Origin of the sequence: Solibacillus sp. FSL W8-0474 (genome assembly GCF_038004065.1) — a bacterium.
Taxonomy (GTDB): domain Bacteria; phylum Bacillota; class Bacilli; order Bacillales_A; family Planococcaceae; genus Solibacillus; species Solibacillus faecavium.
Genome location: NZ_JBBOQJ010000001.1, coordinates 2,694,575 through 2,715,542 on the forward strand (window position 1 = coordinate 2,694,575; position 20,968 = coordinate 2,715,542).

Below are 20,968 nucleotides of genomic sequence, written 5' to 3' on the forward strand. Positions count from 1 at the left end.
CAATTTCTGTTGGACGAGCCGAAACATTCTCATAGCAATTTTATTCTTTTTAGCTACTCGCATATTGCCCCTCTTTTCGAAGTGAGAATATTAAAAAGAGAAGTGCTGTCACAACTATTGTACTGGCCAAATATATTCCATTCATTAATCCGATTAAAGCAAACATGATAATAATCAGGATATACAAAAGGACTAGTCGATCCTGCCAAACTTTATTCACTTGTGAAACAGAAATGAATGATAGAATTATATGAATGAAAAAAGCGATAATAAACCAGCCAAAAAAGTTCGTCCACGGAATGTCATAGTAAATTCCCGGCTCGTGCCATATCCAATATTGCTTCGCTTTATAGGCAACTGGATCCAATATTAAATCCATCGTAAGCGCTAAAACACCACCGAGTAGTGCTCTTAAAATTATATTTTGCACACCAAACTTCATGATAATAGCATGACCTGTCGCAATTACCATTACCCATGCGAAACCGATTGCAACTGGAACCCCCATAACATTTGGTGCAAAATAATCGGAATACGTATAATCACCAAACAAAAATTGACTAGATGATCCATAGTATTCAATGATGAATGTAGACACAAATATTCCAACAAATATTAAGAAGCCCAATTTAAATCGGAAATGAATGAGGAAATAAATTCCTCCTATTATTCCGGATGTAATAATAAATACACTATTCGACCATTCCAGCCAACTAGGTAACAAATCAAAGCCAACAAGTACTACTCCGCATATGTACCAAAAAAGAAAAAAGTAAAATATGTAATTTGCAATACGCATTTTATTCACTCCCTTATTAAACTATTATTTCCTTTTTTCATTATATTCACTTCTCATATAACCCGTAAACAAATGCGATTTTGTTTCAAATAAAAACCGAAATGGATGTTAGGTTCCATTTCGGGTTAGATTTTACATTTAATTTGCTGTTGCTTGTTTTTTAAAGCGTGGATGTGCCCATAGTTCACGCCATTTAATAAATGATGTTATGACAATAATTAAACCTAGCGTTAACATGATGATGGATAAAATTCCATTTAAAATATTATATCCACCAGCCATACTGTTCCAGTAGACATTTTTCACCATCCAGAATCCTGCTACGTTTACTGTAATATATAAATATACTAATGGAATAAAGCATGTTAATACGTAAATGCGTTTATCTGCAATCTTCAGTACGAAAGTTACACCACATACTAAACCGATCGACGCCATCAATTGGTTGGATACGCCGAATAATGCCCATACGGATGCAATATCCCCGGAATTCAGTAAGTAGCCCCACATGACACAGGCCAGGGCACTCGCACCGATTGCACCGGGCAGCCAATCGGTTTTCTTTAATGGCTTATACACATTTCCTAAGAAATCTTGAATTAAGTAACGAGCAGTACGTGTACCTGCATCGATTGCTGTTAATATAAATACCGCTTCAAACATAATAACAAATTGATAGAAATATGCCGTTAAATGACTGAACCATTCCACCCCGGCAAATATCGATGCCATACCGACAGCAAGCGTAACCGCGCCCCCTGTACGTCCTTCTAAATCCATCCCAATTGCTTCAGATAATGCAGGTAAATCTACTACAGACATACCTAATGTTGCAAATTTTTCAGGCGTTGAGTTAATTGCAAAATAATCTCCAGGATGTAAAACCGTTGCTGCTATTAGAGCCATAACCCCAACGACACATTCTACGAGCATTGCCCCAAAACCTACAACACGAATATCTTCCCAGCGATTTAGCATTTTCGGTGTTGTTCCTGAACCGACAAAAGCATGGAAACCGGAAATCGCACCACAGGCAATTGTAATTGAAACGAATGGCCAAACAGGACCTGCAACGATCGGTCCTCCGCCACCTAAAAAGTCAGGAATAATTGCTGGAAACTGTATTGTAGGATTAATAATAAATACACCGATAATCAAGGCAATAAATACACCTATCTTCATAAAGCTACTTAAATAATCACGTGGCGCTAATAAGAACCATATTGGTAAAGCTGCCGCAAAGAATGCATAAATCGGTAATAAAATTGATAATGTTTCACGGTCTAATGTTAATACCTCACCGAGCCAAGTCCCTTGAATCGATGGACCGTAGAAGACAGCCGCTACGAGCAAGACGACCCCTATAATAGTAGAGAGCTTCAAGTTACCCGTGAACTTATTAATTAAGCCCATCAGCATAGCAATAGGAATTGTCGCTGCAACAGCAAATGTTCCCCATGGATTTTCTGCTAATGCACCTAAAATTACCATTGATAACCCGGCCATTGTAATGGTGATTATGAAAAGCATTGCAAGACCTGTACAAAAGCCCGCCACTGGTCCTAACTCTTCACGCATAACTTCAGACAATGATTTTCCGCCTTTTGTCATCGATGCAAATAGTACGACTGCGTCATGGACTGCTCCCCCAATAACAGCACCGATTAATAGCCAAAGATAACCTGGCAAATAACCGAATTGTGCAGCTAAAATTGGTCCTACTAATGGACCTGCAGCTGCAATAGCCGCAAAATGATGCCCGAATGCTACCCATCTATTTGTCGGTACATAGTCTTGTCCGTCATTTTTTTCATGAGCAGGTGTTGGCTTGTCTTCATTAATTTTTAATACTTTCTTAGTAAAGAAAATACCATAAAAACGATAAGCTATTACTAATATACAAATAGCCCCTATAACTAGTGTAATTGCATTCACTTCTCTTTTCCTCCTAAATTATATTTTTGTTGTAATATAACAATATCAAAAAAAACCTCTGTTGTATTACAAAAATTAAAAATTAACAGAAAATTTTGTGTAATAGTCATTTTAACTTACAAAGTTACAAAATTGAATACATTTTCCATTTTATAAAAAGATATTAAATATTTTTTTAAATAGAAGAAGAATTAATTTTTTTTTTTTTTGCAGTCATTATTTGATGATAAATTCTTATATAACATGGCGCTGTAACCAGGCACTCTAAGGGTTCACATCATGCTCAATTAAGATATATAATAAAAATCAATCATTTACTTGTAATATATTCGAAATATAATTAATGTTTAATAAATGTAAGGGTGGGAATTAAACTAGTAAGCTTAGCAATAGGCTTAAAAAATATTCTAGGAGGATGTTAGAAATGGCTAATAACAATCGTAACCAGAACAACAATGGGAAAATGACAGTTCAAGAAGCGGGTCGTAAAGGCGGAGAAGCTACATCCAATAACCACAACCAAGAATTTTATCAAGAAATCGGCCGTAAAGGCGGAGAAGCAAGTAATGGAAACAACCAGAACAATAATGGCAATAACAATGGTGGTAAAATGAGCCGTGAAGAAGCTGGCCGCAAAGGCGGAGAGGCTAGCCGTAGAAATAACAACAACAACAATAATAACAATTAAGACAATCAATATGAATGAAATTAAATAATAATGAACAGTAAAATACGCGTATTTAATAAAAAGATGCTTGCCGTTGTATAAACACGGCAGGCATCTTTTTTATGCATAAATAAGCACCATAACAAGCTTTAAGCCTATTTTTCACTTTAAAGAAATAGCATATTACATAAAATTGTAAACAAACAATTTGAAAAAATTCAAAAAAAATTATATATTACTTTATGTTCATTTATTAAAAACAAATATTTTAATATAACTTATTTAATAGAGAGAGGGAAATGACATTATTCATGCAACAATATACAAATCAATATCTTAAAGAAATTATTCATTCTACTATTCTAGCTACCGGCATGAATATTGAATTAAAGCAAGATTATACAGGTGTAAATATGAGTTATAATTTCATTACGCATATCGTTAGTTTCGATGCTAAACGTTTAGTAGAAGCTGCCGCAGAATTCTCTAATATGATACCTTTAGAAATATATATAAATGCATTAACACTGCACGAGCTGGGACATGCTCTTGACAGACCGGCATTACAGGCTTCCCTTCCAAGAACAATTGATTTTTTTGAAATGAGAAATGAAAATTCTTTAAATGAAATCTATAATACACCTAGCCTTTTAAGTATGATTATTGAAGAACATATAATGAATATTGCCTTCGAAGAGACAGCATGGTTTAATGCAGAAATTCTTAATAATAAGTTACAATTAGTTAATATCGATATGTTTGAAAAAATAAAAAATCACAGTTTGTCATCATACTTGAATAATTACAGAGAAGATTTAGCCCTATTTAAGAAAATTCAAGATGAAGCAGAACTTCTACCGGCATAATAATTTAGATAATATAAAAACGTCCTGCAAGGGATTTTTATCCTTTCAGAACGTTTTTTTCGTGGCATTTAGATTTCAATAACAATCGGTAAAATCATTGGTTTTCTCATTTTCAACGTAAATATATATTGATCTACAGCTTTCTTAATCGCCTTTTTCATAGCAAATGGATTAGATTCCTTAAAGTTCATTACTGCCGCTTTTGAAATCTCATTTATATCATTTATTAATGCCTCGGATTCTTTGGCGTAAACAAAACCTCGTGAAATACTATCCGGTCCTGAAATAATCGAACCATCATATTTACTGATTGTGATAACAATTACAAGCATACCCTCTTCTGATAACTGCTTGCGATCCCGTAGTACAATTTCTCCCACTTCATCACTGCCAACACCATCTACATACGTATCTCCTGCAGTAATGGCACGAGTTTGCCTAGCTTCCGCATTTTTAATATCGACAATTTCCCCATTTTTAAGTATAAAAGTATTGTTGTATTTAACGCCAACTGCTTCTGCAAGTAATCGGTGGATATGAAGCATGCGGTATTCCCCATGAATAGGAATGAAATACTTCGGTTTCATAAGGGTCAGCATCATTTTTAAATCTTCCTGATAGCCATGACCTGATACATGCATTCCAGTTACACTTGAATTTCCATATACAACTTTTGCTCCAAGCTGAAATAAGTTATCAACAATTTTGGAAACGTCCTTTTCATTACCCGGTATTGGCGAAGCAGCAAAAATCACCGTATCCCCCTGTATTACTTTGACATCACGGTTTCGCCCAGTTGAAAGCCTGGATAATGCTGCTAGTGGCTCACCTTGGCTTCCTGTACATAATACGACTATCCTCTCGGGAGGAAGGTCTCTCATATCCCGTGGTTCAACTAACATCCAGCCCGGGATATCTAAATAACCGAGCCGCATTGCGACAGAAGTAACGTTTACCATACTCCGACCAAGCAGTACAAGTTTTCGGTTCGTCTTTTTTGCTGCTTCCACAATCTGTTGGATTCTATTTACATTGGAAGCAAATGTAGAAATAAATACCTTGCCTGTCGCTCTTAGAAATTCTTCTTCTAAATGGCTAGCAATAATTTGTTCAGAAGGGGTAAACCCAGGTCGCTCAGCATTTGTACTTTCGGATATAAGCGCTAACACCCCTTCTGTACCGATTGCCGCCATCTTATGAATATCCGAAACTTGATCGTTTACGGGGGTAAAATCAAATTTAAAATCTCCGGTATGGACTATTTTCCCTTCTGGAGTATCAAATACAATACCTAAACAATCAGGAATACTATGGCTTGTTTTAAAGAATGTTACAGATAAATGCTCAAAATCAATACGAGATTCAGCATTAATCTCATTTAAAACAGTATCGCGTAATAACTTATGTTCCTTTAATTTTAATTCGATTAATCCAAGCGTAAATCGTGAAGCATAAATAGGCATATTTAACTTCTTTAGCATAAAGGGAATGCCGCCAATATGATCTTCATGCCCGTGCGTCACAATTAAAGCTTTTATTTTATGTCTATTTTCTTCTAAATAACTTAAATCGGGAATAATCAAATCAACTCCCAATAAACTTTGGTCTGCAAATTTTGCACCACAGTCAATAATTACTAGCTCTTCCCCATATTCAATGACATACATGTTTTTTCCGATTTCATTTATACCACCTAAAGCGAAAATGGAAAGTTTAATATCGGTATTTAGCAACTTTTATTCCTCCTGTTCGCATCATAAAAAATAGTATTGCCTATACGGTATGAACTATACGAGAACGGAGATTGAAGTCATGAAATATTTTGCGTTATTTCGTTCATACTAACTAAGAAAGGATTGATAATGATGCTAACAGAAAAACAACTTGCGAAATTAAAAAAACAGCTGATTGAACAAAAATCAGAATTAATCGGTGATGTAAATGAAAATGAAAATGAACTACTTGCCCGCGCAAGCTTACGTGATTCAACAGATGAATTATCAACAGTCGATAATCACCCGGCAGATTTAGCAACTGAGTTATACGATCGCGAAAAGGATATGGCGCTAAAAGTCCATAGTGATGATCTATTGGTACAGGTAAATGCTGCTTTTGAAAGGATGGAACATGGTACATATGGAGTTTGTGCAAAATGCCATGCTGAAATTCCTTATGATCGCCTTGTAGCAATACCTTATACAACATTTTGTATTGACCACAGTGTAGCAAAATCAGTACCAACCGATCGTCCAATTGAAGAAGATCTGCTTCATCCTGCTGTAGACAATTCATTTTCAGATAGAGAAAATCATGATGAACTGCAAGATAATGAAGATTCCTTTCAAATCGTTGCTCAATACGGAAATTCGGATACACCGGCCGATTTTGAAGGAGATTATGACCATTACAATGATTTATATAAGGACAAAGACGGTGAGGAAATGTATTCGGCTTTGGAATTCCTCCATGTTTCTAAAGAAGACCAACTTAACGGGCAAATTTCGCAAAAGTATGCGGATGAGGCTAGTAAATATGACTATTTGGATTAATTAGGAATAATTTGTTATGGGAAAAGGCTGTGATAAACGTTAAAATTGACGTTTAACACAGCCTTAATCTTTAGATAACTATATGACATTATTATAAATGTGTAGTCATTTTATACAACTGGTCTGCTGTACTTGCTACGTCCCTAGTTTCATGCCCAATATTCCCAATGACACTACTTAAATCCAAAATATCAAATGCTACTTGTTTAATTTGCTTTTCATTTTGGTCAATTGCTTTCAAAATCTGCTGAAATTTTGTTTGAGTATTAACCGAAACATCCAATCCCGAATCGACCCTTAATTGTACATCTTCAATCATATTCACCGCTGTTGTAGTTAGAGAAGTTGTTTTTTGAATTAAATCAGTAATATTTTCTACCGAATTTTTTGATTGCTCCGCTAATTTGCGAACTTCCTGAGCTACCACTGCAAACCCTTTCCCATGTTCGCCTGCTCTTGCTGCTTCTATCGAGGCATTTAAGGCGAGCAAATTCGTCTGATCTGCAATATTTCTTACTAATGATACAATATTTATAATTTGCTCTGATGAAACTTTTAAATGGCCGATTAAACGGCTCATTTCCAAAGTACTGTTTTTAATCTCTAGCATCTCTTTTTCTAGTTGAGTTACATCTTGTTTTCCAGCCATTGCGTCTTCATGAATGTGCAGTACAATCTCTACATTCGACTCTATTGTATGACTAATTTGTGATGTATGATTGTTAACTTGTTCAATTGATTTGTTTGTTTCTTCCGTTAAATCTGCAAGGTTTTGAATAATAGAAGAGAGATTACCCTTTAGTTCCTGCTTTACAATATTATATTGTTCATTTCGAAGATTTATATTTTCCTTTTCATATTCTTCTAAAACTATTTGCATTTCTAGATTAATAAGCTTGGAAATATTTAAATTAATTTGTTCTCTTAGCGTAAAATCTGATATATCTTTACAAATCAATGTATACATTGCTTCCTGCAGTTTTTGAAACGTCCCCATATACCATTTTGGATCTAATCCAATTTTAAAATGTATACTTGCTAGCTTCCTTTTAGCTTCAATTGTCTCATCATTAAATATTCCATCGAACATAGAAACAATATAGACATCCAACATCTTCTTTAAACGATCGATTTTTGTTCGTTCCTCTATAATTTTCCTTAGGGACGGTATAGCCAGAACACTTTCATAAAATACATCCGTAATTGTTGAAACGCCTTCTGCTATATAAGGCTGATATGACTTGATTTGCCGTAAATTTTCTTCATGAATCCCAATTAATTTCATTTGTAGTTCCAAGTCAGGTCTATTCGTAAAATTCATAATTGGCCTAAAATTTTGTAATTGTGCGAGTTGAACTGCTTTACCGTTATCCACTTTTTGTTTCCACCATATTGCCAAAGTATCCACCCCTTATTTGTATAATCTTTGTATAACATTAACCTTCTATTATTGTCAATTTTTTTATATTTTAGCCTAAACTATACAAAACTTGTATAAAGTTTTGAAATTTATAGTATAATCATATCTATATAATTTTTATGGATTAGAACTGATGGTAACTATTTCTAACAGAAAGGAGGGTACATAATGGTTTCACAATCTTCAAGTTGGCAGTATAACATCACGCAAGTATCTGAAATTACACAACTTTCTAAACAGGTTATACGAAAATGGGAAGAACGCTACCAATTAGTCCAGCCTAAACGTTTGGAAAATGGGCACCGCGTCTATTCTGAGGACGATTTACAGCAATTTTTAAAAGTGCGCAACCTTTCTTTACAAGGCTATTCCATTAAACAGGCTGTATTAAAAATCCGTCAGCAACAGTTAAATAATGAAAATTTACCCGTTTGTACGGAAGAAGAGATGAATGAATATACTAAATATTTATTGCATTACGGAGAGACATGCAATGAGTCTGAAATAAATCGAATTCTCCATCAAGCTACACATATTTTAGGCTTGGAAAAATTCCTTTCCTCTGTTGTTATACCATTTCTACGAGAGGTTGGAACTCGGTGGGAGAATAATGAATGGACAGAGGATCAGGAATCCGTTGCCACCATGGTTATACGAGATTATTTAGTTCAGATACGTAGAAATTATTATTGCCATGAGGATGCACCCCTTCTAATGTGTGCCTGCTTGCCTGGAGAATACCATGAAGTGCCTCTTCATATTTTAATGCTACAGGCAATGATAAATGGTTGGCGCGCCTTTCTTGTGGGGAGCTCTCCTGCAACCGGTACAATCGAAGCACTCGTTACCCAACTGCAGCCGAAAGTCGTTCTCCTTTCTGCAATTACGACAATACCATTTGTGCTTCACCCAGATATTATTCAGAGGTTAGATGAGTTTGCGGCAAAGCATCCCTCAATTCGTTTCTATATAGGGGGAGCTGGTGCACTTGAGCATTTAAAAAGTAACTCCACTAATTCAATAGCTGTCGTAGCAAATATAAATGACATACTGAAGGGCAAAAAATAATCCCTTTTATCCACAAACAAAAAATACAGCCCGTTATTTTTAATAACAGGCTGTAGATATTTAAAGTTATTTAGTTGTTATTCTTTCGGTTCTAAATCCTCAATTGAATCAATATCTACATAAGACGGTACAACGAATCCATTTTGGGTACCTTTTAAGTTTTCTCCCAAATCGTCTATATTTTTCTTATGCTTATCATAAAAGGCTTGGTGTGTTGTTGGTAATGCAGCTGAAAGAGAAGCATCTCCTTCTCCTGTAGCAATTGCTTGGAACATTATAGCTGGATCTACAGGAATAACATCTACTTTGTAACCTAATTCAGTAATTACTTGCTCCATGACACTGCTAGAAGCTAATTCAGAATCCCAAGTAGTTGTAACTAATTTTAATTCCTCGCCATTGCCCTGTGCAATTCCCTCTGTCCATTCATTCACTTTAGCTTCATTATTTTTAATCCACTCCGCAGCTGCTGAATCAAAATCACTATTTGTAGCGTCAAGCATTACTTGTTCAACATCTTCCGGTTCCCAATAAAATCGGTCAAGTACAGTATAGACATCCGGCAAGTCTTGCTCTAGCCCTTTTCTAACGAGTGTATTAGTATACTCTTCTCCACCTAATGCACCTTTAGGGTCTTCCAGTATTTTTAAATCATAAGCAGAAAATTTCCAGTGTGGTTTCCAACCTGTGACAATAACGGGTTCCTCATTACGAATTGCTTGATCTAAAGTACCAATCATACCTGCTGTTGAGCTTTCCTGTAATGTCCACCCTTCTAAATTTTCATATTGTTCTAGTGCATCGTATGTAAGACCTGTTAACCCAGCGCCCGGCTCAATTCCAATTATTGTATAGTCTACTTATTCACTGATACTAGCAGAATCTTCTTTTGTATTTTCACTATTACCCGCGTCATCTCCACATGCTGCTAAAAATAAAGCGGAAGTAATTCCTAGTGTTAAACCAAACGATTTAAATTTCTTCATCGAATAACATCTCCTTAATATCTATGTATCTATTTTAAAAGAGTTAACATTATTTCGTTATTGTTGTCCTATTGTCTTATATGTACTTCTAACTTATTAAATAATACTTGTGTAGATTTCAAAGCTTCTACACAAGTATTATTTAAATTAGAAACTCTCTAATAGTTTGTTATTCTTTCGGCTCTAAATCCTCAATTGAATCAATATCTACATAAGACGGTACAACGAATCCATTTTGTGTACCTTCTAAGTTTTCGCCTAAATCTACAATATCGTCTTTATGTTTTTCATAAAAAGCGTTGTGAGTTGATGGTAACCATGGTGCTACAGTGACATCCCCTTCACCTGTTGCAATTGCTTGGAACATAATTGCAGGATCAACCGGTGTAACTTCAACTTCATATCCTAATCCTTCAAGGACAAGTTTGACTACACTGCTTGATGCAAATTCAGAATCCCAAGGAGTAGAAATGATTTTAACCTTCTCACCATCAGCTTGGGCGATATCTTTTGTCCATTCACTTACTTTTTCTTCGTTGTTCTCAATCCAAAGAGCTGCAGCTGCATCAAAATCACCACTATCTTGTGCATCATACATCACTTGCTCCATATCTTCCGGCTCCCAATAGAAACGATCCATTACTGTATACACATCCGGCAAGTCTTCTTCCAACCCTTTTCTTGCAAGTGTTTGAATATTTTCCGCTCCACCTAAAACACCTTTAGGGTCTTCAAGAATTTTTAAGTCATAGGCAGAGAATTTCCAGTGCGGTGTCCAGCCTGTCACAATGACTGGCTCTTCGTTACGAATTGCCTGTTCTAAAGTTCCAAGCATTCCTGCAGTTGAACTTTCCTGCAATGTCCATCCTTCCAGATTTTCGTATTCATCTAATACATTTTGTGATAGACCTGTCAATCCAGCGCCAGGTTCAACTCCGACTATCGTATAGTCTACTTGTTCACTAAGGTTATTGTTATCTCCGTTTTCACTACCGCTACCATTAGTATCATCTCCGCACGCAGCCAAAAGAAGTGCTGAAGAAACCCCTAAAGTCATCCCAAAGGTTTTAAATTTTTTCATCTTAAATATCAACTCCAAAAATATAATTTCGTCTACTCCTTCAAAAGCAACAACCCAATTCTAACAAGAGGTTGTTACTAATGTCAAACGAGTACTCTATACAGGCTTATTTTTTTGGCAACGCGCTGTTATCTAGATGACTAAGCAGTATATTGTATAAAAAAAGAAGCATCTCCATGATTGATTTGCTCAGTCATGGAGATGCTTCTATAAATAACTATTATTGTTTAATGAATTGTTGCGTCCAAATATTACCGTCCTTCACATACCCAACACCGATATGTGTAAAGTTTGCATTTAAAATATTTGCACGGTGACCTTCAGAATTCATCCAAGCTGTAACAACTTCCTGTGCTGTACGTTGACCTTTGGCGATATTCTCACCAGCTGCCTTATAGCTAATGCCTAGTGCTTTCAAACGATCAAATGGACTACCGTAAGTTGGACTTGTATGAGAGAAATAATTTTTATCTTTCATATCTTGTGATTTTTCACGTGCTGCCGCCATTAATGGTGCATGCGTTTGAAATGGTTGTAAACCGGCCTTTACACGCTCAGCATTTGTTAATTCTACAACTGCCGCTTCCATTGCATCTATGTCCGATGAATTAGATGCTACAGTGTTTGTTGGTTGTTTTGCAGGTGACTGAGTCGACGTTTGTGTTGTTTCAGTTGCTTTTGGTTGTTCTGGTGCTACTTCCTTCACTGGCGTTATTGGCTGTTCTGGTGTTGCTTCCTTCACTGGAGCTTTTGGTTGTTCTGGTGTTGCTTCCTTCACTGGAGCTTTTAGTTGTTCAACTGGCACCTCTTCAACAGTACCTTTTTCATTTTTATTGGAAACAGACTTTTTAACTTTTTTAATTTTAATTGAAATTTTTCCATCTTTAAAATGATCATTTTTAATCTCAATAAAGTTAAACACCGAGTTCCCATTATTAAAATATTTATTAGATGCTATCTTTTTATATTCATAATTTTGAGTAGATTTATATTGTGGTGTTACCTCTCCTCCAGTTGATGATGCTGCGTTAGCTGCTGGAGCTTGAGTAGCTAAAAGTGCAAATGCACAAAATGTGATAAAGCTTTTTTTCATTTTGTACGCCTCCTTTCGTACCCCTATCGTAAAATACTTTTTATTAAATTTTTTCACCTATAATTTGGTACGATACCCATTGCGAATTACGAATGCTATTAAAATGGTGTTTTGTGATATAAAAGTTGACCAATAGTTACCACTAACTCCGAAACTTTCATTCCATATGGTGTTGACAAAATTCTAATTCTCCGATTCTATACACCCATAAACAAAAAAGCAGAAGTTTCTCTTTGTGTGAGGAACTTCTACTATTAAAATTTTTAGTTATTTTTTAATCCATATTTACCAAAACCATCTGTACCTTCACCAATATAATGAATTTTACTATTTTCATCTAACACATCGACTGCTTTTTTCGACGATTCAAATACCACTTTCACGTTTTCTGGAAACGCAGCAAATTTCCAGTTACCATCTGCACTTGGATCAATTGTTTTTTCAGCTAAAATATAGTCGATAATTGCTTGACGGTTTTCATCTGGATATACTTCAACTGCAGTCGCGTTTCGTACACCTGGGAATGTTCCATTCGCACGATAGTTATTTGTCGCTACAATGAACTCCTGTGATAAATCGATCGGCTTTCCATCATATTGTAAGTTTACAATGCGGGAAGCCTTTTCATTAACTATATTTCCACTAGCATCATATTTGGCTGGTTGTGTTACATCAATTTCATAAGTGACGCCATCAATGACATCATAGTTATATGATCTGTACTCAGCATTAATTAGTTGTTGTTCATCTTCTTTATTTATATCGATTTGGTGGAATTGACCAGCAGACATTTCAAGCCATTCTTTCACATCAGCACCTGTCACTTTTAACATAGCTAATGTATTGTCATATAAATATAGGTCTGCAACATTCTTAATTGCCAACTCACCTTTTGGTACGAATGTGTAGTACTCTGGATCACTTCTCGTTCCTGCTTTAAATGGCGCACCCGCTGATAATACAGGTAGACTTTCAAATGGTGTTCCTTTAATTTTATCTTTTACATAAATCGCTTGGGCATTTGTTACGATTTGAATGGAAGGGTCATCCTGCACTTGTGAGAAATAACTATGTATATTTGCTGTAGTTGTTCCTACTGCCTGACGCACATAATCAATTGTCCCTTCATGGGCTTCTTTTACGCTTTCCACAACTGCACTGCTTACATTTTCATTATCTTTTGCAATTTCACGCACGGCACCTTTTCCTGAAATCACATCCCAAGACTCAGCTTTTTTCTCAAGCTCTAAATCAATTACTCCTAGATGGCTACCAAATTTACCTGCCATTACGATAGGTACACCGTTCATTGTTCCATTATCAATATCCACATTCGGTAAAGTGCTATCTACTTTTCCTGGGAATACATCATGGGCATGTCCTGTTATAACCGCATCTACATCGCTGATTTTTGTTAATAGATAGGATACATCTTCCTCACCGATTTCATGTGTATCATCACCCATACCTGAGTGCGACAGTACAACTACTACATCCGCGCCAGCTTTCTTCATCTCTGGAACGATTGTTTTTACCGCTTCTACAGAATCATCTACCGTTACTTTTCCTTCTAAATTTGCTTTATCCCATTTTAAAATTTGTGGAGGGACAATGCCTGTTACACCAATTTTAATCATCGTACTTTTTCCTGTAGAATCAAGTACTTCTTTTTCAATCATGACATACGGTTCATACATTATTTTCTTAGTTAAAGCATTTCGTACATTCGCATTAACATACGGGAATGGTGCATCATCTGTTACTTCATCAATAAATTCTAAACCGTAATTAAATTCATGATTGCCATAAGTCGCTGCATCATAATCTAGCGCAATCATTGATGCAATAGAAGGATGGACTTCTCCTTCTTTTAATTTTTTCACGGATTGAATGTAAGAGCCAAGAGGCGTTCCTTGAATGGCATCTCCATTATCAAATAATACCGTATTCGGGTTTTCCTCACGGGCTTTTTCGATGAGCAGCGCAGTTTTTGCCAAGCCTAAACTATTCGTTGGCGCATCTTTATAATAATCATAGTTCATAATATTAGTATGAATATCCGTCGTACCTAAAATGCGCAATGCCACGGTCGTATTTGCTTCAACTGGGTTATATTCCGCTAAAAACCGCTGCAGAATCTTTTGCATTTGCATTTTCGTGACAAACTCATTCGGTTTGATCGTCCCGTCTTCATAGCCTGTTAATAAGCCTAACTCTACTGCCTTTGCCATCTCTTGACGATTCCCAGATCCAATTTTATTCGCATCTTTAAATTGATTTAATACATTTTCGGAATATTGTTTTTCATCCTGTATACCCCTAGCTGCAATAAGGAAGGCATGTGTGCGTGTCAATTTTTCATTTGGTGCAAATTGTGTCGGTGTTTTACCTTTAATTAACTTTAGTTCCACAGCCTTTTCAATATATGGCTTCAGTGAATCGGGTACGTCCTTAAATTTAACGGATTGTCCAGAACCTACTTCTACCCCTAATGCATCAATGACTGCCTTCACAAAATCTCCGCGTGTCATTTCTTCATTGTTGGAAGTAGATGCCGCTGATACCCCAGCCATTCCACTAGTTAAAAGTGTTAATGTAAGGGCCGAAGCAGAAAGTTTTTTCCACATTTTTTTCACTCCTATTATCTAAATTGTTCAACAAGTCCATCATACTAAATTGCCAGAATAGTAGAAAAGAGCAAATTGATACATTACTATATCTAGGCAAGTAGTACTTTTTGAGAGTTAAAAAAATGCCACAAGCTATTCACTTCAAGAAACGGGTACAATTTACTCAATAAATTAATTAAATTACTTGCACATCGAAAATTCCTCGGTGCTCCTGGTAGGCAAAATGGTTTGTAGGACCAAATCCATGACCAATATTCAGTGGGTAACGAATTGCTAATTGGACAAACTTTTTTGCTTCAATGATCGCTGTTTTTAATGGCTTCCCCTTCGCAATTTCTGCAGTAATTGCTGCTGAAAATGTACATCCTGTTCCATGTGTATGAATTGTTTTCAGTCTTTCTGTTTTCATTTTAAAAGGCTTTTCCCCTCGAATAAACACCGTGTCAATCGCATGCTTACCCGCTAAATGACCACCTTTTATCACTACACATTGCATACCTAAATTTAATAAATATTCCCCTGCAAGCTCTATTTCCTCCTCGGTTTTGATCGTTAGCCCGGTCAATACTTCTGCTTCGGGTATATTCGGTGTACAAACCGTAGCAACCGGAAGTAGTTTTTCCTTTAAAGCTATTGTTGCTTGCTCTTTCAGTAAGCTAGCACCGCCTTTTGCAATCATTACTGGATCTACAATAAGTGGTATTTCTTTAGATTCCAATACCGAGACAATTGTTTCTACGATCTCTGCATTAAACAGCATACCTGTTTTAACAGCTTTTAAATCAAAATCATCGATTACTGCATTTAATTGATCCTTTACAAAATCAGCAGTAGCAGGATAGATTCCATGCACCCCTTTTGTATTTTGAGCCGTTAAAGCTGTAATCACTGATGTACCGAATACTCGAAGCTCTTGAAAGGTTTTTAAATCAGCTTGGATGCCAGCCCCGCCCCCACTATCGGATCCTGCTATAGTACATGCAATCATTTTTACCACTCCTAATAAAAATATTATTAAGTGACACTGCAAAAGAAAGACCCCACGTAAAATACGCGGGGTCTTAGTAAGTACATATGTATAATTGTACTTTGCTCCCTACGTCCGTATTAACGGTCAGGTTCTAAGGGTCAGGTTTTAACCTTCTCAACACAAATGTGTCCCCCTGCAAATGCATTTAATTACGTCGAGTGTATCAGAATAAAATTTACATAGCAAGTAAATGGTAAATTTTCAGATTCATAATATACTTTCTAATGCGAAGTACAATTGTAAATTGCCACATCACTTATAAAAACTCAGATGAGCTATAAGCATTTCATCTGAGTTTTTATTTATTCCTATTTTATTTCTTAACGACATTAAAGTTTGAACCGATAAGTTGCCAGTTTTGGGGGAAAGGTAAACCAAGTTTCCAGTAACCGACACCCCGTAAATTCAGTCTTTTTACTAGATTAAATTTTGCCTGAATGGAACGTGCATCTTCAAACCATACAATATGTGAACGTCCTTGCTCATCATAATAGTTAAAGTAAGGTGCCTGTGCGGTATAGTCATATTGAATGGCTGCATTATAACGTTTGGCTATTTCAATTGCACGCTGTGGACTTAATGCTTCTGCATATTCTCCCCCTTGCACAAAAGGTAACGTCCAATCATACCCATACAAATTTTGCCCAAGTAAAATTTTATTTGCCGGAATTTCCGTTAAAGCATATTGAACTACTTGTTCAACTTGAGGGAGCGGGGAGACAGCCAGAGGAGGTCCTGCTGAATACCCCCACTCATATGTCATTAGCATAACAAAATCTACTATTTCCCCATGAGCTCTATAATCATGACCGACCGTCCATTCACCTGGCTGATTCGCACTCGATTTTGGCGCCAGTGCTGTGGAAACTGTATAACCTTCAGCATGCATACGCTCTACCGCGCTTCTCAAGAAATTATTATAGGCTTCCCTTTGGTCACCTGGTATTCTCTCAAAATCAAAATGGATATCCGAAACATTCCCAATTCTTTTTGCTTCTGCAATAATATTGTCAAAAAGTAAGTTTTGTACTGCTTTACTTTGAAAAATATCACGTGCTAGCTCACTACTGAACTGATAATCTTCTAAATTCGTTATCGCCATTGCAATACTCGCATTATTTTCTGCCGCCAAACTAGGTAATGGTTCAATTACTGGTGCCTTTAATGAACCATCCCGTCCTGCTTCATAGCTGAATAGGGCTAAATACGTTAAATAGGGACTCGTTTCACGAACTTGATTTACTAGTAGCTCACTTACTTCGTCGCCTCTTGGTTCAACATAAGCAAAAATTTCAGCAGATGTTTTCGCAGCGGGTGGAATATATAAACGTGTTCCTATCATTAATAACGCGTTAGGAGATAAACCATTTACTTGTGCAAGTGTCAAATAATTCACGTTAAAACGTTGTCCTATTGACCATAAGCTATCCCCTGGTTGAACAATATAATATTGACCATTTACTGGAACCACAAGCGCTTGCCCTACAACTAAGCGATTAGGCTCAGGAATTTGATTGGCATCTACAATATTCTGTATCGTCGTTCCATAAGCTTGCGCAATTCCCCATAGCGATTCTCCTGGCTGTACAACATGAATTTGAATTGTCGGTCCTCCTTTTTCTATATACTAATTTATGAACTTAATGCTCTATTAATGCGAGAGAAAAAGTCATAAATGAATAAGAGCACTTTTTGAAATAATTTTTATACAAAACTAATTAAGATATGCGCAACGTAGCAAACTTTTTCATACTATAAATGTGAGGTGAAAAAATGCCAAGAGTTAAGTACCGCGATGCAGATGTCGATTTGATGGCAAGAATGATGCGAGCTGAGGCTGAAGGTGAAGGCAAGCAAGGGATGTTATATGTTGGGAATGTAATTGTAAATCGAGTTGTTGCGGATTGTTTAGACTTTAGAGACGTCAGAACAGTAGAGCAGGTTATTTTTCAAGTTCAGGGAAATAACTATTCTTTTGAAGCAGTTCAAAAAGGAAATATGTTTTATCAGCGCGCAAGACCTACTGAACAACGTTTGGCAAGGCAAACATTAGATTTTTGGAGAGACCATCCAGCAAAATATGCCCTCTGGTATTTTAATCCTTCAGGGGAATGTCCTCCTACATGGTATGGGCAACCATTTACAGGGCAATTTAAACAACATTGTTTTTACGAGCCTGTAGCCGGAACATGTGAAAGTGTATATATGGGATAGTTTTACCTTTCTCCATATTATTAAAGAGCCTTTAATTAAGGCTCTTTTTTATTTGAAAAGAAAATCAAGATTAACTATTTTTTGTTGGACTGCTGATTTTTGTCATGATTTGTTTTATTGTTTTTATTTTTTAGTTTGGAATCAAATTCTTCTGCAAATTCAGCTACATTGTCTTCTGGATTTCGATCATGACTTGTTTTGTTATGATGCAGTTCTTTATAAGTAGCAAAAGGATTATGTGTTCTTTCATTCAATGTCTTTTTGTTGTTTTTGCTCATTTTCTCCACCTCCTACTGATTTAATGTGCTCAGTATTGGGGGTTTTATGCCTTTTTCCATCTTCGTTTACTTCCTTACTTTTTGTGATAAAAAACTGATCTCATGCCATATTAAGAAGGAATCCAATCGAAAGGAGAATACGAAATGGGCAGAGACGACAGCACAAGCAAAGGAACTAATAAGAGGTCGTTACCTCAAACACCTAAGAATGAAAAAATTGCTCCAAACAAAATGAGAGAAGAAATCGCAAATGAATTAAATGAACTACATCGCCTTGTAGAAAAGGGTAAAAGTAACGCTGCAAAAAATTATAAGTAAAAAGTAAAAGGACCTTCACAACAGAATACTACTGTTGGTGAAGGCCTGATTTACTTCTTAACAAAGGTTAGAACTGTTTAGCTTTCGCATTAATTCTCAATATTTGGTTTTGCAGAGTAACCTCTGTTTGACCATTAACCTGAGATTTCTGATGCTTATTTCTTGTCCAGTTTTGGTGGATTTTTTGAGATTTCGGATCTAATGCACCCTTTTTGCTCATTCGTTCCGCCTCCCTATGTTTAAAGTGAAATCCAAATTAGTATGGTACGAATTACTTCATTTATTCTTAAAGCAAAGTCCTTTTTGAATTCATTTACTGGCAATTTTTTTGACGGATGGATTACTCGTCAGGATCAATACTAACAGTGAAAACAGTCCCGAAGACGGAAAGGATGAGGAACAGTGGCTAAAAAAAGTTCAGGCACACCTAGCTGGAAACAAAATCACCCGATTAGTTTACTATCCAACTCAGTTGAAAGAACAGAGCGAGCAGTAAAACAGGCAATGTCCCACCCAGAAGAATTTGCAGTAGAACATGCATTCAATTCATTGGAGCGTACCGAAAATGCACTTGCCAATGCAGAACAAAAACAGGAACATATGGATATTGTTGAGCAAAATAAATCCAAACTAGATGAACTAAAGCAAAACATCCTGGAAATTGATGAAAACTTAAATTCATAAAAGTATCCCCCCGTTCCATCACAAGTGGTAACGGGGGGATTTCATTTACATATAAAGTGCACTTAAGAAAATCCCTAATGCTTCTTCATAAATTTCACCAAACTGGCTGATTGGTAAAGGGTTCGTTCCAAGACCTAGTTCTACTGTAAAACCTGGGCGACGCCAGTCTTGAATAAACCAATCTTTATAACCAGCATAGCTTTCGATTGTCTGTATCGGCTCATATCCACTAACCCTGGCAAACTCGTTGACAAGCTGTTCTGTTTCAGGAGGCTCCAATCCCATGAATCCCCAAAAAATAACTTGCCCTTGTGTATGAAAAGCCAACACACGAGCAAAATCCCGTTCAACCGTTAGCTCGGCCATTGCAATGGACTCTGGTTGAGATAGCGGACTTTCCCCACCATAATCGCGTGGACCTGGTGTTTTCGGATTTCTTTCTCTTTCCAGTTCCCATTCAGCAGGAAACTGGTCATTCAAATCAACCCCATTAATGTTTGCTTTCCAACCAGAGAAATCTGTACTCCCCCCATTCCATTCGATTAAATTATTGTGGATTGTTGCATCTTCCGGAGGTCCGTTCAGTACTAAATCCACTCCATCCGGATTTACCATTGGCACGATATTTAAACTTGTTTGATTATATAATGGCAATGTATAAAGCCCTCTTATGGAACCATTATTCGTAAGCGACAATAGGTAATCATTTAGAAACGTCATGACAATCGCTGTTGTAATCCACTCATTCGCATGAAATGATGCATTATAATGAACACGTTTCTGCCCTTTTCCAATTGTGAGTCCTGGAATTTCTTTTTCTAATACAGAATTTCCAATCGGCTCATTTACTAGGAATGGATAGATTGCCTGCAATGTACGAATATCCTGTACCATCGTGCTGTAATCATAATTTTGTTTACCATTTACAACACGCCATGTTATACGAATAGGTAATAATAATTGAGTACCTACTTGAATCGCATATGGATTGATTCCTGGATTGAGCAGAAAAATTGCATCCATCGGCAAATTAATTCTTTGTGCAATCGACCAAATGCTATCTCCCCGTTGAATAGTATATGGATTTGTTACATAGCCGGGAATCTGGACAGGTTGGTTCGGGATTAGCGCCTGTGCATTTAAATTACGATTTGAATCAATAATTAGCTGATACGGAAGATTAAAAACTTGGCTATAATACCAAAAAGAATCACCCGGTCTAACAAAAACCTCCACAAAGCTCCTCCCTCTATAAAATAATCAATAGAAAAGTATATGAATGTGGGGAATGATTATTAACACGGTTCGAGAAAATGGTTTATTACCTTCAATCGCTTTCTGTATCCCCTA

General features: G+C 36.4%; 21 protein-coding genes and 1 riboswitch. Of the genes, 7 read left to right on the forward strand and 14 right to left on the reverse strand.

Going from position 1 to position 20,968, the window contains the following annotated elements:
• Positions 1 to 49: 49 nt before the first annotated feature.
• Together NYE67_RS13585 and NYE67_RS13590 are read right to left on the reverse strand one after the other, a co-directional pair.
• Entirely contained in the window at positions 50 to 799 is a 750-nt protein-coding gene (locus NYE67_RS13585; RefSeq protein ID WP_191700404.1) for a carotenoid biosynthesis protein, read from the reverse strand.
• Positions 800 to 937: 138 nt separating this feature from the next.
• The gene (locus NYE67_RS13590) at positions 938 to 2,734 is read right to left on the reverse strand and encodes a carbon starvation CstA family protein (protein WP_191700405.1); all 1,797 of its coding nucleotides are present in this window, start codon (positions 2,732 to 2,734) and stop codon (positions 938 to 940) included.
• 424 nt (positions 2,735 to 3,158) lie between these two features.
• Here NYE67_RS13590 and NYE67_RS13595 point away from each other — a divergent pair, with 424 nt between their 5' ends.
• Together NYE67_RS13595 and NYE67_RS13600 are read left to right on the forward strand one after the other, a co-directional pair.
• The gene (locus NYE67_RS13595) at positions 3,159 to 3,422 is read left to right on the forward strand and encodes a KGG domain-containing protein (protein ID WP_191700406.1); all 264 of its coding nucleotides are present in this window, start codon (positions 3,159 to 3,161) and stop codon (positions 3,420 to 3,422) included.
• 290 nt (positions 3,423 to 3,712) lie between these two features.
• Positions 3,713 to 4,267, forward strand: coding sequence for an integrase (locus tag NYE67_RS13600; protein WP_191700407.1), 555 nt, complete (start codon positions 3,713 to 3,715; stop codon positions 4,265 to 4,267).
• 68 nt (positions 4,268 to 4,335) lie between these two features.
• Here NYE67_RS13600 and NYE67_RS13605 read toward each other — a convergent pair whose 3' ends face one another.
• Positions 4,336 to 6,000, reverse strand: a complete 1,665-nt coding sequence (locus NYE67_RS13605) for a ribonuclease J (protein WP_191700408.1) — start codon at positions 5,998 to 6,000, stop codon at positions 4,336 to 4,338.
• A 132-nt stretch (positions 6,001 to 6,132) separates the two neighbouring features.
• On the opposite strand from NYE67_RS13605, the gene NYE67_RS13610 reads away from it, so the two are divergent.
• Positions 6,133 to 6,816: a TraR/DksA C4-type zinc finger protein gene (locus NYE67_RS13610; RefSeq protein WP_191700409.1), complete on the forward strand. Its 684-nt coding sequence runs from the start codon at positions 6,133 to 6,135 to the stop codon at positions 6,814 to 6,816.
• 91 nt (positions 6,817 to 6,907) lie between these two features.
• On the opposite strand, the gene NYE67_RS13615 is transcribed toward NYE67_RS13610, so the two are convergent.
• The gene (locus NYE67_RS13615; RefSeq protein ID WP_225231259.1) at positions 6,908 to 8,215 is read right to left on the reverse strand and encodes a globin-coupled sensor protein; all 1,308 of its coding nucleotides are present in this window, start codon (positions 8,213 to 8,215) and stop codon (positions 6,908 to 6,910) included.
• A 189-nt stretch (positions 8,216 to 8,404) separates the two neighbouring features.
• Here NYE67_RS13615 and NYE67_RS13620 point away from each other — a divergent pair, with 189 nt between their 5' ends.
• A complete protein-coding gene (locus tag NYE67_RS13620) occupies positions 8,405 to 9,304 on the forward strand; it encodes a MerR family transcriptional regulator (protein WP_191700410.1) in 900 nt (299 codons plus the stop codon).
• Positions 9,305 to 9,381: 77 nt separating this feature from the next.
• Here NYE67_RS13620 and NYE67_RS13625 read toward each other — a convergent pair whose 3' ends face one another.
• The 7 genes from NYE67_RS13625 to NYE67_RS13655 all read right to left on the reverse strand — a co-directional run bounded on the left by NYE67_RS13625 (position 9,382) and on the right by NYE67_RS13655 (position 17,727).
• Positions 9,382 to 10,152, reverse strand: coding sequence for a glycine betaine ABC transporter substrate-binding protein (locus NYE67_RS13625; RefSeq protein WP_340730914.1), 771 nt, complete (start codon positions 10,150 to 10,152; stop codon positions 9,382 to 9,384).
• A gap of 12 nt (positions 10,153 to 10,164) precedes the next feature.
• The gene (locus NYE67_RS13630; RefSeq protein WP_318245205.1) at positions 10,165 to 10,290 is read right to left on the reverse strand and encodes a hypothetical protein; all 126 of its coding nucleotides are present in this window, start codon (positions 10,288 to 10,290) and stop codon (positions 10,165 to 10,167) included.
• A gap of 169 nt (positions 10,291 to 10,459) precedes the next feature.
• Positions 10,460 to 11,371, reverse strand: coding sequence for a glycine betaine ABC transporter substrate-binding protein (locus NYE67_RS13635; protein ID WP_191700411.1), 912 nt, complete (start codon positions 11,369 to 11,371; stop codon positions 10,460 to 10,462).
• A gap of 220 nt (positions 11,372 to 11,591) precedes the next feature.
• Positions 11,592 to 12,464 carry a CAP domain-containing protein gene (locus NYE67_RS13640; protein ID WP_191700412.1) on the reverse strand — a complete coding sequence of 291 codons (873 nt, stop codon included), beginning with the start codon at positions 12,462 to 12,464 and terminating at the stop codon, positions 11,592 to 11,594.
• 263 nt (positions 12,465 to 12,727) lie between these two features.
• Positions 12,728 to 15,091 (reverse strand): bifunctional 2',3'-cyclic-nucleotide 2'-phosphodiesterase/3'-nucleotidase, encoded by a 2,364-nt coding sequence (locus tag NYE67_RS13645; protein WP_340730282.1) that lies wholly within the window; start codon positions 15,089 to 15,091, stop codon positions 12,728 to 12,730.
• Between the two features lie 178 nt (positions 15,092 to 15,269).
• Complete coding sequence (gene thiD / locus NYE67_RS13650; protein WP_340730283.1) at positions 15,270 to 16,082, reverse strand: bifunctional hydroxymethylpyrimidine kinase/phosphomethylpyrimidine kinase; 813 nt, start codon at positions 16,080 to 16,082, stop codon at positions 15,270 to 15,272.
• An 88-nt stretch (positions 16,083 to 16,170) separates the two neighbouring features.
• A riboswitch (TPP riboswitch) is annotated at positions 16,171 to 16,269 on the reverse strand.
• 168 nt (positions 16,270 to 16,437) lie between these two features.
• The gene (locus NYE67_RS13655; RefSeq protein WP_340728789.1) at positions 16,438 to 17,727 is read right to left on the reverse strand and encodes a glycoside hydrolase family 18 protein; all 1,290 of its coding nucleotides are present in this window, start codon (positions 17,725 to 17,727) and stop codon (positions 16,438 to 16,440) included.
• Between the two features lie 170 nt (positions 17,728 to 17,897).
• Between NYE67_RS13655 and NYE67_RS13660 the strand changes: the two genes are divergently transcribed.
• Positions 17,898 to 18,338 (forward strand): cell wall hydrolase, encoded by a 441-nt coding sequence (locus tag NYE67_RS13660; protein WP_191700415.1) that lies wholly within the window; start codon positions 17,898 to 17,900, stop codon positions 18,336 to 18,338.
• A gap of 74 nt (positions 18,339 to 18,412) precedes the next feature.
• On the opposite strand, the gene NYE67_RS13665 is transcribed toward NYE67_RS13660, so the two are convergent.
• The gene (locus NYE67_RS13665; protein WP_191700416.1) at positions 18,413 to 18,616 is read right to left on the reverse strand and encodes a hypothetical protein; all 204 of its coding nucleotides are present in this window, start codon (positions 18,614 to 18,616) and stop codon (positions 18,413 to 18,415) included.
• Positions 18,617 to 18,760: 144 nt separating this feature from the next.
• On the opposite strand from NYE67_RS13665, the gene NYE67_RS13670 reads away from it, so the two are divergent.
• A complete protein-coding gene (locus NYE67_RS13670) occupies positions 18,761 to 18,934 on the forward strand; it encodes a hypothetical protein (protein WP_339213274.1) in 174 nt (57 codons plus the stop codon).
• A 67-nt stretch (positions 18,935 to 19,001) separates the two neighbouring features.
• Here NYE67_RS13670 and NYE67_RS13675 read toward each other — a convergent pair whose 3' ends face one another.
• A complete protein-coding gene (locus NYE67_RS13675; protein WP_191700418.1) occupies positions 19,002 to 19,154 on the reverse strand; it encodes a YpzG family protein in 153 nt (50 codons plus the stop codon).
• 182 nt (positions 19,155 to 19,336) lie between these two features.
• Here NYE67_RS13675 and NYE67_RS13680 point away from each other — a divergent pair, with 182 nt between their 5' ends.
• Positions 19,337 to 19,618 (forward strand): hypothetical protein, encoded by a 282-nt coding sequence (locus NYE67_RS13680; RefSeq protein ID WP_191700419.1) that lies wholly within the window; start codon positions 19,337 to 19,339, stop codon positions 19,616 to 19,618.
• 45 nt (positions 19,619 to 19,663) lie between these two features.
• Here NYE67_RS13680 and NYE67_RS13685 read toward each other — a convergent pair whose 3' ends face one another.
• The gene (locus tag NYE67_RS13685) at positions 19,664 to 20,854 is read right to left on the reverse strand and encodes a M14 family metallopeptidase (RefSeq protein WP_339213277.1); all 1,191 of its coding nucleotides are present in this window, start codon (positions 20,852 to 20,854) and stop codon (positions 19,664 to 19,666) included.
• Between the last annotated feature and the right edge of the window lie 114 nt (positions 20,855 to 20,968).